Source organism: Pandoraea captiosa, assembly GCF_902459775.1.
Classification (GTDB): Bacteria; Pseudomonadota; Gammaproteobacteria; order Burkholderiales; family Burkholderiaceae; genus Pandoraea; species Pandoraea captiosa.
Genome location: NZ_CABPSQ010000001.1, coordinates 596,377 through 610,203, shown reverse-complemented (window position 1 = coordinate 610,203; position 13,827 = coordinate 596,377). Strand labels below are relative to the sequence as shown.

Here is a 13,827-nt window from a genome sequence, read left to right as displayed (position 1 = left end):
TTCGCGTGAACTCACCGTAGTCACGCTCGTGACGATGGCCGCTAGCTTCGGTTTGCTATCGGTTTCCATGAAAACCCTCCCGCTTGGCACCGCCTACACGCTCTGGACCGGCATTGGCGCCGTTGGCGCATTCGTCGTGGGCATCGTCATGCTCGGCGAAATCGCGAGTCCGGCCCGCATCGCGGCTGCGTGCTGATCGTCAGCGGACTGACGCTGATGAAACTCTCGGCATAAACGCCAGTCCTCTCGATGGTGTGTCCACCGGCGAGGCGATCACGTTGTCGACGTGCGCGCCCGCCGGCCCTGTCGTGCCTCCAAACGCGCGCGCAACTGACGCCCCCATCCGTGTCACCGGCCGCCTTTCGAACCGGGCCATGCGGATAGTGCGACATCGGCAATGCGTTTTAGCACCGCCTTGCTCGCGCCATCGCAGGCTTGCGCCGACATGCCTTGCACGACTGCGCCGAAAAAGCGCGCCAAGGCTTCGGTGTCGGTATCGCTGGCCAGTTCGCCCTCGGCGACTGCACGATCGAAGCGCGCCCTGATCGTCTTCAACCCGAGATCCCGTCGCGCAGCCACCCATTGCGCCACAGACTCGCTCTTGTCGGCATGCTGGAGCACCGCCGTCGAAATCATGCAACCGCGCGGCCGCCCCGGCGTCGTGAAGCGGGCGGCAGCGTCGTGCAGATAAAACGCCATCGCGTCGTAGGCCGGCAAGTCTCCCTGCAACGCTTCGAGCCACGACTTGTTCTCGCGCGCGCTGATATGGTCGAGCGCCTGTCGGTACAGATCTTCCTTCGATCCGAACGTCGCATAAAGCGATGGCGGCGGGACACCCATCGCCTCCGTCAGATCGGCGATCGAGGTCCCTTCGTAACCATGTTCCCAGAACAATGTCGCCGCCACGTCGAGCCCGGCGTTGCGGTCCAGCAGTCGAGGTCTGCCTCGTTTGCGGATCGGTTGATTCATTTTTGTATCGTTCGCTATAAAAATAGTTGACACGGTGGATCGCCGATTATTATAGTGATCGCTCTGAATTTAGTCGAAGAGGAGTTATCGATGTCAGCAAGATTTGCAGGAAAGACGGCGCTCATCACCGGCGGCTCGCGCGGCATTGGGCGTGCGGTCGCACTCGCTTTTGCGAGACATGGCGCAGCGTTCATCGGCGTGCATTACGGCAACAATGCCGCAGCAGCACAAGCCACGGTGCGCGAGATCGAGTCGCTGGGGTCGAAAGCTGTTGCCGTGCAGGCAGATCTGAGCGCAGGCAAAGACGCCACGGACAGCCTTTGGGCGCAGTTTCAGTCAGCCGCGAAGGAGGTCACCGGGCAGCCATTCATCGACATCCTCGTCAACAACGCCGGTATTGCACCGGCGGTCCCACTGTCGCAGACCGACGCATCCACCTTCGACGACATCATCTCGGTGAACCTCAAGGCGCCCTTCTTCCTGATTCAGGCGGTCGCCGATCACATTCGGGACAACGGAAGGATCATCAATGTTTCGACGGGATTCACGCGGGTGGCGGCGCCGACCCATCCTGCCTACGCTGCATCGAAGGGAGCGCTCGAAACATTGACGCTGGCACTTGCCCCGGAATTCGGTGCGCGGGGCATCACGGTCAACGCCGTCATGCCCGGTGTGACGGAAACCGACATGAACGCTGCGTGGATCACGATTCCGGAAGCGCGCGCCGGTGCGCAAGCGATGTCGGTGTTCTCGCGCGTCGGGCAGCCCGCCGATGTCGCAGACGTGATCGCGTTTCTCGCGTCGGACGAAGCCCGCTGGACGACCGGTCAGTTCATCGACGCCACAGGCGGCGCGCGACTGTGACCGGCTAACGATCCAGCGGTCGTGCGGGCATCGCGCACATTGCGCCTCCTGCACCTCAGGAACGCAATCGGACGCGTGGCGGCGGGGCTACGATGCGCGCCGTCCCACGCGACCGAACGTCGAAATATCCCGCTTGGGCGGCGCACCGAACATGCGCGTGTACTCACGATTGAACTGCGAGGCGCTTTCATAGCCGACACGCGCCGCCGCGCTCTGCACGTTGGCTTCGCCGGCCGCCATCAGACGCCTCGCTTCGAGCAGGCGAATCTGCTTCTGGTATTGCAAGGGCGTGACGCAGGTGAGCGCCTTGAACTTGTGATGAAACGCCGAGGGGCTCAGCTTCGCGAATGCCGCCAGTTCCTCGATCCGGAATGGCTGCGCAAAACGTTCGCGCAAGACATGCATCGCCTTGACAACGCCCACATGCCTCTCGCCGCCGACGATCGCGTTTGCGATGCGTCCCCCGTGCGGACCGCTCAGTAGCCAATAGCAAATTTCGCGCATGAGAAGCGGGTAAAGCACCGGAACCGCGTCCGGCGTCTCCAGCAGTCGGATCGCGCGCGACGCGCAATCGATCAGCTCGCGTTCCAGCGGCATGACGAAAGCGCTTTCCGGCGCGTCGGTGTCGGCAGCGGGCGGCGAATCAAGCTGCGCGAGGACTTCGCGCATCGCCGCCTGATCGAGTTCGATCACGATGCTCAGATACGGTCGATCGGCGCTGCCTTCGATCACCTGGCTCGCCCCCGGCATTTCGAGGTTGACCACCAGCGCCTCACCCGCCCGGTAGACGAGTTTGTGCGCGCCGAATGCGGTCCATTTGGCGCCCTGAACGACGATACACAATGCGGGTTTGTGTATCAATTGCGTCGGATGCCGATGGCATTGCGCGCGCAGAATGATCAGCCCGTCCGCGATCGTGTAGAACGGGCTCTCGCCGGATTGGCGCGCGGTGTAGCGGTTGACTGCGTCGACCAGTGTGGCCATCGACGTCGCGTGTTCGGCTCGGGTGTCCATGTCGCGCAAGCTACCGGAAAAAGCAGGATCGGGCAATAAACAGGATAGTTTCGGCATAGGCGTGGCGCGTTCGCCGCTCTACGCTGAGGGCTCCGTAACGATTTCCCGGAACAGCCCTCATGACTGACACGATCTACACGACATCCCCCAACCCCATTGCCCTCGTGACCGGGGGAAGCCGCGGTCTCGGACGCAGTACCGTACAGAGCCTGGCCTGGCGCGGCATCCGCAGCATCTTCACTTACCACTCTAACCGTGCGCAGGCCGACGAAGTAGTCGCAGAGGTGACAGCCAACGGCGGCCAGGCCATCGCCCTGCAACTCGATGTCGGCAACGTCTCCAGCTTCGAAGCGTTTTCCGCCCAGGTGCGCACGGCGCTGTCGTCGCTCGGCGCGGACAAGCTCGATTTCCTCGTCAACAATGCGGGGACCTCGCATCACAACGCGATAGCGAAGACGACCGAGCAAGAGTTGGATGCCCTCTACAACGTCCATTTCAAGGGCGTTTTCTTCCTCACGCAAACCCTCCTGCCGCTCTTGCGCGACGGCGGGCGCATCGTGAATATCTCGTCGGGTCTCACACGTATCACCATTCCCAACAGTGCGCCGTACGCGAGCATGAAGGGCGCCGTGGAAGTGCTCACGCGCTATCTGGCCGTCGAACTGGGCAAGCGCGGCATCGCGGCGAATACGGTCGCGCCGGGGGCGATCCAGACGGACTTTAGCGGCGGTGCAGTTCGCGACGACCCGGAACTCAACCGTTTCGTCGCGAGCAACACGGCGCTGGGCAGAGCGGGATTGCCCGACGACATCGGGCCGCTGATTGCATCGTTGCTCGCCGAGGACAATCGCTGGATCAATGCGCAGCGCATCGAGGCCTCGGGCGGGATGTTCATCTAGCGGCCGCCGAGGCTTGCCGTCTGGTCTTTCCGCGCGTTTAAGCGTCCTGCCTCTGTGCCTCGTCGAACGCGCGCCGGCAGGCCTCCAGTCGCGGCCAGTTGTCGCGTATCCACGCCGTGAAACCCGCTAAGGCCGGCAGCAGGCTGTCGCCCATCTCCGTGAGTTCGTACTCGACGCGTGGCGGCACTTCTGCATAGCAGTGCCGGGTCAGCAACCCATCCCGTTCGAGATTGCGCAGCGTGAGCGTGAGCATGCGCTGCGTAATTCCTTCGATACCGCGTTTGAGTTCGGAAAAACGCAGACGGTGGCCTTCGGCGACGGCAAGGTGAGACACGACGAGAATCGTCCATTTGTCACCGAGTCGGGCAAGCACGTCATGCGGTGCGCATGGTCGGAATTTCGGCCCCGCTTCCGTTTGTTCGTAAGGTCGACCGTGAATGGTGCGTTGCATTCGTATCATGCTTGTGCCCAAGGTTAATCAATGTGCCGTCTTCCGGCGGATGCTACCGGAGTTTAAATTAGCGGCTCATCACCATGCACGTGAGGGCATACATGTCGGACCCCAAAAAACCTGTTCTTGTCTTTGGTGCTACCGGTCAACAGGGCGGCTCGGTCGCCGCTGCGCTGCTGAAGGCAGGTTGGCCATTGCGCGCGCTGGTGCGAGATCCCGCTTCCGAGAAGGCCATCGCACTTCGCAACGCCGGCGCGGAACTCGTTCAGGGCGCCTACGCCGACACTGATGCCATCCGCACAGCCATGCGCGACGTTCACGGGGTGTTCAGCGTGCAGCAGTCGTCGCCTGGCGGGGATTTGACGGACGAAGACGAAGTTCGCTTCGGAATCTCGATCGCAGACATGGCGGTGGAATGCGGCGTCCGCCACCTGGTCTACAGTTCGGGAGCGGCGGTCGGCGACAAGCCTACCGGCGTTGGTCATTTCGACAGCAAGATGCGCATCGAAGCGCACATTCGGTCTTTGCCGATCATGGCGACCATCGTTCGCCCCGTGACCTTCATGGAGACGCTGGTGATGCCCGGATTCGGGCTCGACGAGGGGCGCTTCAATTTCTTCCTGCGTTCGAAACAGGCAATGCAGTTGCTGGCGGTCGAGGACATCGGCAAGTTCGTCGAACCGGTGTTCGCCGCGGCGCACCGTTTCGGTGGACAGACCTTTGAAATCGCCGGCGACACGGTGACCGGCGAGACGCTCGAGGCGTTGCTCAGCGAGGCGGCGGGGCGCAGGATCGCCTACGCCCGCTTCACGGAGGAGACGCTTGCCGCAAGCCCCTTCCTGAACAAGCTCACTGCGCTGGTCGATGAAGGGCCACTCGCCGGGAATGCGGATCTCGGCGCGCTGCGCTCGATCCATCCTTCGATGCTGTCCGTTCGCGAGTGGCTCGCAGGCCCCGGTCGAGCATCGTTCGCCCGCGCGCTCGGCGCAAACGGTACCTGGGCCTATGATCGGGGTTGAGGCTGTCCGCTGCCGGGCGAGCATCATTGTGTCCACGCGACGCGCGAACCCGCGGGGATCGTCCCTGCGGGTTCGTGCGGGTTCGTGTGGGTTCAGCGAGTTCAGCGCGACTCCACCGGATGCTCGGCCAACGGCGTCACCTTGATTTCATCGAAGAACGGAAACGCAGGCAGCGTCGAAATCATGTCGTGCAGGTCCGTGGCGTCCGCAGCGGACCAGATCCCCATGTTTTCCGGACGACAGGGAACGCGCCAGAGACGAACCAGCCGCCCCGCCTTGCGCAGCCGGTCCGCCGCTTCGCGTTCGGCCTGCACGACCTGCGCCTGTTTCGTTTCGCTCAGTGCAAGCAGAGGACGAAAGCTGATATGAAGCAGAAATTCCATTCCTTAATCTCCATCGTGAGGGTTGGATACACCGAGGACGCCGCAATGCGCCCTCGAACGTGGTAATCGTCCCGCTGCGCTGAGGTCCCAGGCACGGCGCCTGGCGCCCCATCACAACGTCCATGGCGCGGCGTCCCGTCGCTCGATCCCGTATCGCTGGATGGCTTCTGCCCGCTTTTCCGGGTGCGTCGCTGCCAAAGCCGCCAAAACGATGTGCCACCGGTCGACCTCGAAAAAACGACGTAGCGCACCGCGCGTGTCGCTGCGCCCAAAGCCGTCCGTGCCGAGCACAGTCATCGGCGCGCTCAGGTAACACGCGATCATTTGCGGATAGGCGCGCACGTAATCGCTCGCGGCAACAATCGGCGTGGCCCCCGGCAGGCATTGCGCAAGATAGCTGGGCGGCGCGTCCTGCGATGTAAAGAGACCGTCACGCTCGGCCGCCGCGGCCTGCCGTGCCAGCTCCGAATAACTTGTGACGCTCCATATCTCGGAGGCAACGCCCCAGTCGGCGGCCAGCAACTCGGCAGCGGCGATGACTTCGTTCAGGATCGCCCCCGATCCCAGCAGTCTGACGCAGGGCGTTGCGTTGCCCCGCACGCCATACTTGCGCATCCCCTTGATGATCGCTTCGTGGTCCTCGGGCGCTATCGCATCGTGTCGATAATTCTCGTTGGTCACCGTGAGATAAAAGAACTCGTCGCACTGCGCCTCCATCATTCGCCGGGCGCCGTAATCGACGATGACGGCAACCTCCCCCGCAAATGCCGGATCGTATGCACGGCAATTCGGGACAGCAGACGCCATCAGGTGACTCGTACCATCCTGATGCTGAAGCCCCTCGCCGGACAGGGTAGTGCGACCCGATGTGGCACCGATGAGGAAACCACGGGCGCGCTGATCGGCCGCCGCCCAGATCAGATCCCCCACTCGCTGGAATCCGAACATCGAGTAGTAGATGTAAAACGGCAACATGGCGACGCCATTGACCGCGTAGGAGGTCGCCGCCGCCGTCCACGACGCGATTGCACCGGCTTCCGTGATCCCCTCTTCCAGAAGCTGCCCCTCTCTGGACTCGCGGTAGGCTTGTATGGATCCCGCGTCCTCAGGCTCGTACAACTGCCCGAGCGGAGAATAGATGCCGACCTGCCGGAACAGACTCGCCATGCCGAACGTACGCGCCTCGTCCGCGACGATGGGGACGATACGGCTGCCGAGCGCCTTGTCCTTGAGAAGATTGGAAAAGAGACGCACGATGGCCGTCGTCGTCGAGTTCTCGCGTGCGTCCGGATCCAGCGCAAACCGCGCATAGGTCGCAATGTCCGGCACCGGCACGACATCGGCCCGCACCGTACGCCTTGGCAAATACCCACCCAGGGCTTCACGCCGACTGCGCAGGTAGCGCATCTCTTCGCTGTCTTCCGGAGGACGGAAGAACGCCATTTCCTCGACCTGCGCATCGTCGAGCGGCAGACGGAAACGATCGCGGAACGCCTTGAGAGCGTCGACATCGAGCTTCTTCTGCTGATGTGCGACATTGCGGGACTCGCCCACCTGCCCCATGCCATAGCCCTTCTTGGTCTTCGCCAGAATGACCGTGGGTCGACCGCGGTGCGATCTGGCCGCAAGAAACGCCGCATGGAGCTTGCGCAAGTCATGGCCGCCACGCCGCAAACCATCGATCTCGTCGGGCGTCATATGCGACACCAGTGCTTTGATCTGCGGATCGCTGTCGAAAAAATGCGAGCGGTTGTATTCCCCGTCGTTGGCCCCCAACGTCTGATACTGACCATCGACCGTCGCGGCAAGTTTGCGCAGCAGCGCATGATCGGTATCACGTGCGAACAGCGCGTCCCATTCGCTGCCCCACATCACTTTGATGACGTTCCAGCCCGCCCCGGCAAAGAGTGCCTCGAGTTCCTGAATGATTTGTCCGTTCCCGCGGACAGGTCCGTCGAGTCGCTGCAAGTTGCAATTGACGACAAAGGTCACGTTATCGAGCGTTTCACGCGCGGCAAGCGACAACGCAGCGATGGACTCAGGCTCGTCCATCTCGCCGTCCCCAAACACCCCCCAGACTCTGCGCCCGGCCGTCCGGGCGATGCCGCGATGTTCGAGGTACCGCAGAAATCGCGCCTGGTAGATCGCGCTGACGGGGCCGATCCCCATCGAGCCGGTGGGAAACTGCCAGAAGTCCGGCATCAGCCATGGATGCGGGTACGAGCACAAACCGCCGCCCCCGACTTCCTGCCGATACGACGTCAGTTGATCATGCGTGAGCCGGCCCTCCAGCCACGCCCGTGCATACACGCCGGGCGCCGAGTGCGCTTGAAAATAGACCAGATCGCCTTTGCCGCTCTCGCTATCGGCGCGAAAAAAATGATTGAATCCCACCTCGAAGATCTCGGCGGCTGATGCGTAGCTAGCAATGTGCCCGCCGAGTTCTCCATAGGCCTTGTTCGCCCTCGCTACCATCGCCAGGGCGTTCCAGCGAATGATCGAGGTGATGCGCTCTTCAAGCCGGAGGTCGCCGGGGTAGACCGGCTGATCCTCGACGGCAATCGTGTTCTGGTACGACGACAGCGTTTTTGCGACTCGCGAGATGCCCAGAAAGCGCGCGTGCTCGGCGACACGCTCAAGCAGGAAGATCGCACGGTCAACGCCCGCGATTCGCGCGACCCCCTCCAATGCGTCGAGCCACTCCCCCGTTTCCTGAGGGTCCTCGTCGTGCACATCGGCCAGATCGGCGTTCGTCGCAAGCGCCGTAAGAGTCTCGGATTTCATCGATTGCATTCCTTTGCCGTGATTCAGGGACGCCGGCGAATTGCCTGCGGTAGCTTGCGCCAGGGCAGATCCCCGGGGTCTACGGCTGCTGCGCCGCGCGCTTTCGCGACCAGAATGTGTGTCTGCTCGTTGTCCACGAGCGGCGCGAAGTCAGCCCGAAAGTGGTTGCTGCTTTTCACCACAAGAATCTTCATCTGCTCGGGATGAACGCCGACGAAACGGAACAGCTCGCGATCCTGGGCGCCGATCTTGCCGCTTGCCACGACGACAAGCACGCCGTCGATCTCCACACAGGCGCTCGGTCCCAGTTCTGCGACGAAACCGGTCATTTTCGGCCCTTTGAACGTCACACGACCGTTGCTGATGGCCCTGACGACAAATTCACCGTCCACCGGCGGGTCCGTCGGCCCGTCCCACACGGCACTCGCCAGACCAAGGCTTGCCTTGATGCGTGCGCCAACACCTGCAGCAAAAGCTCGCCGTGCGAATTGAGGGTCATTCATCACGGCAAGCGCCACCTTCCCGGGAAAGCGTATGCCTGCGTTCGCGTTCAACAATGCATGCAACATCCCTGTCGTGGAACCCGTGCCGCCTACGCCCGGATTGTCCTGAGTATCCGCAATCACGACCGGCCCCGAGCTTGCGTCTGCTAGCGAGATCGCCTTGTCCGTCGCTCCGTCGGCACTTTCAATGTTCAGTCGCCACTGCGCCGGTTCAGCGGCGATTGCGGCAAGCGAGCGCAGCGCAGGCGCCGCGTTCGCACCAATGCTCCAGATCATCGGCGCACACTCGTTGAAATCGGCGCACGGAAACCCCATGCAGAAGCTCGATACCGTGCCGAACGCCCGGTCGATTTCGACAAGCTGTTCATAAATCGCCTTGGGGTGCCCGAATGTCGTGTTCTGCGAATTCACCGGAATCAGGAAAGGCAACCGTTCGCGCGCGAGCCCTTCGCGATGTCCGCCCTCAAGCCGCCGACGCAGCACCTCGGCGCTCAACGCCCCGGTTTCGACGTAATCGATATGCGGATAGGTCCGGTACGCTACAACACCGTCCGTCAGGTCGAGCATGCGATGCGTGACGTTGGCGTGCAGATCCACACTCGCGACGATTGGCATGTCGTCACCCACCAGCGCACGAATGCGCGAGAGCAGCTCGCCTTCGGCGTCATCAAAGCCTTCGGCCATGGCGGCACCGTGCAGATCGAGATAGATCGCGTCGAACGTGCCGCGGCTAACGTCGTCGCAAATGGTTTCGCAGATGTGTTCGAACGCATCTGACGTCACGCAATTCGACGGCGCTGCGCCACACCACAGACTGGGCACCGGCTCCCATCCTTGCGCGCGGGCGTATCGAAGAAATCCTGTGGCAGACACCGCGACGCGATCGAGCATCTTCAGCATCGCAGCCCCGCGCACCGGGGCGGGCAAAATCTCACCTCGTTCGAACGCAGACCAATCAGCCTTGTCCGGCGCAAAGCTATTGGTTTCGTGCTTGAATCCCGCAATCAGCACTCTCATGACGAAAACTCCGTTGTTTGTGAGGACATGTCGCGTTGCCGCCAGACACGGTCTTTGATGATGAGACTTCCAAACGCGTGAACCTCGGCGAACTGGTCCGGCAACATCAGCGTTGTCGTATCGAGCTGCACGAATATCGCGGGGCCCTCGACGATGACACCTGCCGCGAGGCGGCTGCGGTCGTAAATTGGCGTAGTGCGCGTGCCGTCTGCGAAATGCACGGCCTGTTCACCGATCACCGCTTCGACGGCCTCGCCACCGCCCGTGAGCTGCGGCCACTCGGGCGGTTGCAACGTCCCACTCGCCTCCACATGCAGCGTCACGATTTCGACAGGCATGTCCTCCTGTGCAAACGTGTAGAGCGACTCATGTTGTCTATGAAACGATCGCACGACCTCGGCAATCGACGCTTCATCGACATCGCTGTCCGGCCACGGCACGCGAAGCTCGGCGCCCTGATGCTGGTAATGCATGCTGGCCTTTCGCACAATCTGGCGACCTTCTTCCGGCACGCCTTCGCTATCGAGCCAAGCACGCGCTTCACGCGCCATCTCATCGAAAACGCTGGCGATCGCGTCGTAATCGAAGCGTCCGGCACGGTGCACCGACGTTCGCGAAAAGTCGGATTTGAGCTTGGACGTGAGCAGTCCTATGGTGGAAAGCACCCCGGGCGACGGCGGCACCAGCACCGCCGGAATGCCGAGCAAGCGGGCAAGCGACGCGCCGTGAAGCGGCCCTGCCCCGCCGAACGGCACCAACGCAAAATCCCGAGGATCATGTCCGCGCTGCACCGAGACCACGCGGATCGCGTTGACCATCGCGTTGTCCGCGAGCGCCAGAATGCCGCGTGCGGCCTCCTCGATCGTGAGCCCGAGCGGACGTGCGATTCTCTCGTCGATCGCGCGGCGCGCCGCGTCGACGTCAAGTGACATCGCCCCATTGAGCAGACTCGCGGGCACGTGCCCCAGCGCGGCATGCGCATCCGTCACCGTAGGTTCTGTCCCGCCTCGCCGGTAGCACACCGGCCCGGGTTGTGCACCTGCGCTCTCCGGGCCAACGCTCAGCACCTTGTCTGCGGAGACCCTCGCGATCGAACCTCCACCTGCGCCAATCGTATTGATGTCGACCATCGGCAGGTTCAACGGCCATGCACCGATGCTGCCTTCCGTCGTCGTTCCCGGCACGCCATTTCTGATCAGGCTGATGTCGGCCGATGTGCCCCCGATGTCGACGCCGATCACATTGGCGAAGCCCGCGAGGTTTGCCGTTACCTGTGCGCCGACAACGCCGGCGGCAGGTCCGCTCAAGGCGGTCTGAACCGGCTCGCGCTTGACCACCGTGGCACCCGCCACCCCGCCGTTCGATTTCATCAGCAACAAGGGAGCGCGCACGCCCATCTCGCGAAGACGCGCTTCCAGACGATGTACGTAAGTTGACACGGCAGGACAAACATAGGCGTTGAGAATCGTCGCGACACTGCGCTCGTACTCACGCATTACGGGCAAGACTTCGCTCGACACCGACACCAGGGCGTCCGGCCACTGTTCGAGAATGAGTTCCCGCGCACGGTGTTCATGGGCGGGGTTCAGATAGGCGTGGAGAAAACAGATGGCGACGGCCTCGACACCGGTGTCGCGAAGCCGGCGTGCAACATCTGACACGGCAGCCTCATCGAGCGCGTCGAGCTCCGTACCGTCAGCGGCAAGCATGCCCGGAATTTCAAATATGCGCTCGGGTGGCACCGGACGGTCCGGCTTTATCCATGAATAAAGGTTCGCGTCGCGCGGCACATCGTGACGCCCGATTTCCAGGACATGCCGGAATCCCTTGTTCGTCAGCAGCGCCGCTTTCGCTCCCTTGCCTTCGAGTATCAGATTGGTCGCTACGGTCGTGCCGTGCAACACCTGTACGAGATCGCCCGGCGAATGGCCGGACAACGCCAACGCCTGCGCAACCCCGGTGACGAAACCCAGGGAGGGATCCGAAGGCGTCGAAGGTGTCTTTACTGTCCACGAACGCCCGGTCGCGCGCTCGAACAACGTGACGTCGGTAAAGGTGCCGCCAATGTCGATCGCCACCGACAGGGCGCGGTCTTGTGTACTTGTACGATTCATGATGTCAGATCCGGTCTACGTAGGTCTCGCGATGGAACAGGCGCGTCTCGGTGCGGGTCGCACGCAATCGCGCGGTTTGCGCTTCGTCGATGACGAAGCCATCGCGCGCTTCGGCCAGCGCAACGCCATAGTCGAGGCGCGCACGTTCGGGGGATACAAAACCGCGCATCACGTCGAGCTGCACCGATTCGGCGGGACGGTCGTACGGGTGGCCGTGACCACCGCCGCCGCCGGTCTCCAGGCGCACGATGTCATGCTTGCGCAAGCGAATTTGATCGGCGAGCGGATCGAGTCGGCGCTCGTCGGGACGCCCGGGATTGATCGTCGCCCTGCCCACCCGACCGCTCATGCCACCGGCGACCCCCCACGGCGCTTTCCTCGTACTGTCGAGTCGAATGGACATCGTGACGTCGTCGGCGAGAACTTCCAGTTCACGCACGACCCCGCATCCGCCGCGCCAACGGCCGGGTCCGCCGGTATCGGTGTTGATGCCGTAATGCCGCAGGCGTACCGGGTAGGTGGTGTTGACGAATTCCGCCGGATAGTTTTTCTGCGCAACGAAGTAGACGGCATCGAGCCCATCGGAAAACGGGCGTGCCGCGTAGCCCACGGCGCAGCCGTCCGCCGCGAGAAACGGCTCGGCGGACGCCGGATCGGTGCCTCGAAGCATCGAAATGCTGTAGGCCGGACTCGCAGCAAGTGCGTTGCCTTCCGAGGCGATGTTGAAGAGTCCCATGAACGCGCTTTGCAGACGCAACCACGTCAGACTTCGCAAACCTACCGGCGCAGGGAACACCGGTTGCAACAGACTGCCTTCACGCACGCGCACTTCGTCGACGAGACGCATCAGGCCATCATTGAGCGGTTGCAGCGGGTCGCGCGACGTCAGGTAAATGCCGAGTATCAGCGACGGCACCACCGGATTCATGATGTAGTTGATCGGCCCCGGCGACTGATCGGCAGTCTTTGTGGTGTCCACAATGACCTTGCCTTCGTTGGTAATTTCAAGGCGCACATTGATTGCATATGGCCCACCACCGGCACCATCGTTGTCGACGTAATCTTCGAATTCATAGCTTCCCGGGCGGAACGTTTCCTTCATGAGGGCGCGCGCCCGTCTTTCGGAACGATCCTGAATCTGCGCGAACGCATCGGCCACGACATCCCGGCCGAAGCGACCGAGCAACTCGGTGAACCGACGCTCGCCAAGCCGCAGCGCGGCGACCAGCGCTCGCATATCACCTCGCACGGTGACGGGAAAGCGCGTATTGCGCTCGAACACACGCAAAAGTTCTTCGTTCGCAACGCCTTCCCGATAAAGCCGAACCGGCGGGACGATGATGCCTTCCTGAAAATGGCTGGTCGCCTGAGGTGACAGCGAACCGGGCGTCGCGCCGCCAATGTCCGTCAAGTGCGCCCAGCTCTGGACGAACCCGCACAATTCGCCATCCACAAAGACAGGCGAGAGCAGCAACTGATCGGGACTGTGTGTGATGGCCCCTCGCGACCCGTAGCAGTCGTTGTACCAGTAGATGTCTCCCGGCCTCATCGATTCGACCGGATAGTGCGCCAGAATTGGCTCGAGGACACGGCCGAAAAGCGGCAGGAGCGTGCCCGCCACCATGCGGCCCTGCGCATCATAGAGCGCCGTCCAGTAGTCCTTCTTCTCGCGAATCATCGGCGACATCGCGGTGCGTTCGAGCAAGGCGCCCATTTCGTCCTGTGCCGCATTGACGGCACCCGCAATGATCTCCAGCGTAATCGCGTCGGCGCCTGTCACACGCGCGCCATCATCCTCTTTGCGTTTCAT

At 62.5% G+C, this 13,827-nt stretch carries 11 protein-coding genes and 1 pseudogene; 4 read left to right on the top strand and 8 right to left on the bottom strand.

The features are described 5' to 3' along the window. Nucleotides 1–13: 13 nt before the first annotated feature. A pseudogene (locus PCA31118_RS02655) lies at nt 14–234 on the top strand (DMT family transporter); the annotation flags it as partial. Nucleotides 235–348: 114 nt separating this feature from the next. On the opposite strand, the gene PCA31118_RS02650 reads toward PCA31118_RS02655, so the two are convergent. After that, nucleotides 349–969 (bottom strand): TetR/AcrR family transcriptional regulator, encoded by a 621-nt coding sequence (locus PCA31118_RS02650; RefSeq protein WP_150622694.1) that lies wholly within the window; start codon nt 967–969, stop codon nt 349–351. A gap of 90 nt (nt 970–1,059) precedes the next feature. Here PCA31118_RS02650 and PCA31118_RS02645 point away from each other — a divergent pair, with 90 nt between their 5' ends. Then, the gene (locus tag PCA31118_RS02645) at nt 1,060–1,833 is read left to right on the top strand and encodes an SDR family oxidoreductase (RefSeq protein ID WP_150622691.1); all 774 of its coding nucleotides are present in this window, start codon (nt 1,060–1,062) and stop codon (nt 1,831–1,833) included. Between the two features lie 87 nt (nt 1,834–1,920). Here PCA31118_RS02645 and PCA31118_RS02640 read toward each other — a convergent pair whose 3' ends face one another. Next, nucleotides 1,921–2,847 carry an AraC family transcriptional regulator gene (locus PCA31118_RS02640; RefSeq protein ID WP_246190020.1) on the bottom strand — a complete coding sequence of 309 codons (927 nt, stop codon included), beginning with the start codon at nt 2,845–2,847 and terminating at the stop codon, nt 1,921–1,923. Between the two features lie 119 nt (nt 2,848–2,966). On the opposite strand from PCA31118_RS02640, the gene PCA31118_RS02635 reads away from it, so the two are divergent. Further along, on the top strand, nt 2,967–3,746 hold the full coding sequence (locus tag PCA31118_RS02635; RefSeq protein WP_150622688.1) for an SDR family oxidoreductase: 780 nt from the start codon (nt 2,967–2,969) through the stop codon (nt 3,744–3,746). Nucleotides 3,747–3,783: 37 nt separating this feature from the next. Here the strand turns inward: PCA31118_RS02635 and PCA31118_RS02630 are convergent, their stop codons facing one another. Then, nucleotides 3,784–4,197, bottom strand: a complete 414-nt coding sequence (locus PCA31118_RS02630; protein ID WP_150622686.1) for a winged helix-turn-helix transcriptional regulator — start codon at nt 4,195–4,197, stop codon at nt 3,784–3,786. Between the two features lie 101 nt (nt 4,198–4,298). Between PCA31118_RS02630 and PCA31118_RS02625 the strand changes: the two genes are divergently transcribed. Beyond that, entirely contained in the window at nt 4,299–5,216 is a 918-nt protein-coding gene (locus tag PCA31118_RS02625; protein ID WP_150622684.1) for an NmrA/HSCARG family protein, read from the top strand. Between the two features lie 101 nt (nt 5,217–5,317). On the opposite strand, the gene PCA31118_RS02620 is transcribed toward PCA31118_RS02625, so the two are convergent. From PCA31118_RS02620 to PCA31118_RS02600, 5 genes are all read right to left on the bottom strand, one after another. Continuing rightward, on the bottom strand, nt 5,318–5,599 hold the full coding sequence (locus PCA31118_RS02620) for a muconolactone Delta-isomerase (protein ID WP_150622681.1): 282 nt from the start codon (nt 5,597–5,599) through the stop codon (nt 5,318–5,320). A gap of 111 nt (nt 5,600–5,710) precedes the next feature. Next, on the bottom strand, nt 5,711–8,383 hold the full coding sequence (gene mdeB, locus PCA31118_RS02615; protein WP_150622679.1) for an alpha-ketoglutarate dehydrogenase: 2,673 nt from the start codon (nt 8,381–8,383) through the stop codon (nt 5,711–5,713). 23 nt (nt 8,384–8,406) lie between these two features. Then, entirely contained in the window at nt 8,407–9,903 is a 1,497-nt protein-coding gene (locus PCA31118_RS02610) for a M81 family metallopeptidase (RefSeq protein ID WP_150622677.1), read from the bottom strand. Continuing rightward, entirely contained in the window at nt 9,900–12,017 is a 2,118-nt protein-coding gene (locus tag PCA31118_RS02605) for a hydantoinase/oxoprolinase family protein (RefSeq protein WP_150622675.1), read from the bottom strand. Before PCA31118_RS02605 ends, PCA31118_RS02610 begins: the two co-directional genes overlap by 4 nt. 4 nt (nt 12,018–12,021) lie before the next feature. Then, nucleotides 12,022–13,827, bottom strand: a complete 1,806-nt coding sequence (locus tag PCA31118_RS02600; protein WP_150622673.1) for a hydantoinase B/oxoprolinase family protein — start codon at nt 13,825–13,827, stop codon at nt 12,022–12,024.

Excerpts from the sequence above, each read along its gene's own strand:
- PCA31118_RS02650 (WP_150622694.1), bottom strand. The coding sequence starts at position 969 with ATGAATCAACCGATCCGCAAACGAGGCAGACCTCGACTGCTGGACCGC.
- PCA31118_RS02645 (WP_150622691.1), top strand. The coding sequence starts at position 1,060 with ATGTCAGCAAGATTTGCAGGAAAGACGGCGCTCATCACCGGCGGCTCG.
- PCA31118_RS02640 (WP_246190020.1), bottom strand. The coding sequence starts at position 2,847 with ATGGACACCCGAGCCGAACACGCGACGTCGATGGCCACACTGGTCGAC.
- PCA31118_RS02635 (WP_150622688.1), top strand. The coding sequence starts at position 2,967 with ATGACTGACACGATCTACACGACATCCCCCAACCCCATTGCCCTCGTG.
- PCA31118_RS02630 (WP_150622686.1), bottom strand. The coding sequence starts at position 4,197 with ATGCAACGCACCATTCACGGTCGACCTTACGAACAAACGGAAGCGGGG.
- PCA31118_RS02625 (WP_150622684.1), top strand. The coding sequence starts at position 4,299 with ATGTCGGACCCCAAAAAACCTGTTCTTGTCTTTGGTGCTACCGGTCAA.
- PCA31118_RS02620 (WP_150622681.1), bottom strand. The coding sequence starts at position 5,599 with ATGGAATTTCTGCTTCATATCAGCTTTCGTCCTCTGCTTGCACTGAGC.
- mdeB (WP_150622679.1), bottom strand. The coding sequence starts at position 8,383 with ATGAAATCCGAGACTCTTACGGCGCTTGCGACGAACGCCGATCTGGCC.
- PCA31118_RS02610 (WP_150622677.1), bottom strand. The coding sequence starts at position 9,903 with ATGAGAGTGCTGATTGCGGGATTCAAGCACGAAACCAATAGCTTTGCG.
- PCA31118_RS02605 (WP_150622675.1), bottom strand. The coding sequence starts at position 12,017 with ATGAATCGTACAAGTACACAAGACCGCGCCCTGTCGGTGGCGATCGAC.
- PCA31118_RS02600 (WP_150622673.1), bottom strand. The coding sequence starts at position 13,827 with ATGAAACGCAAAGAGGATGATGGCGCGCGTGTGACAGGCGCCGACGCG.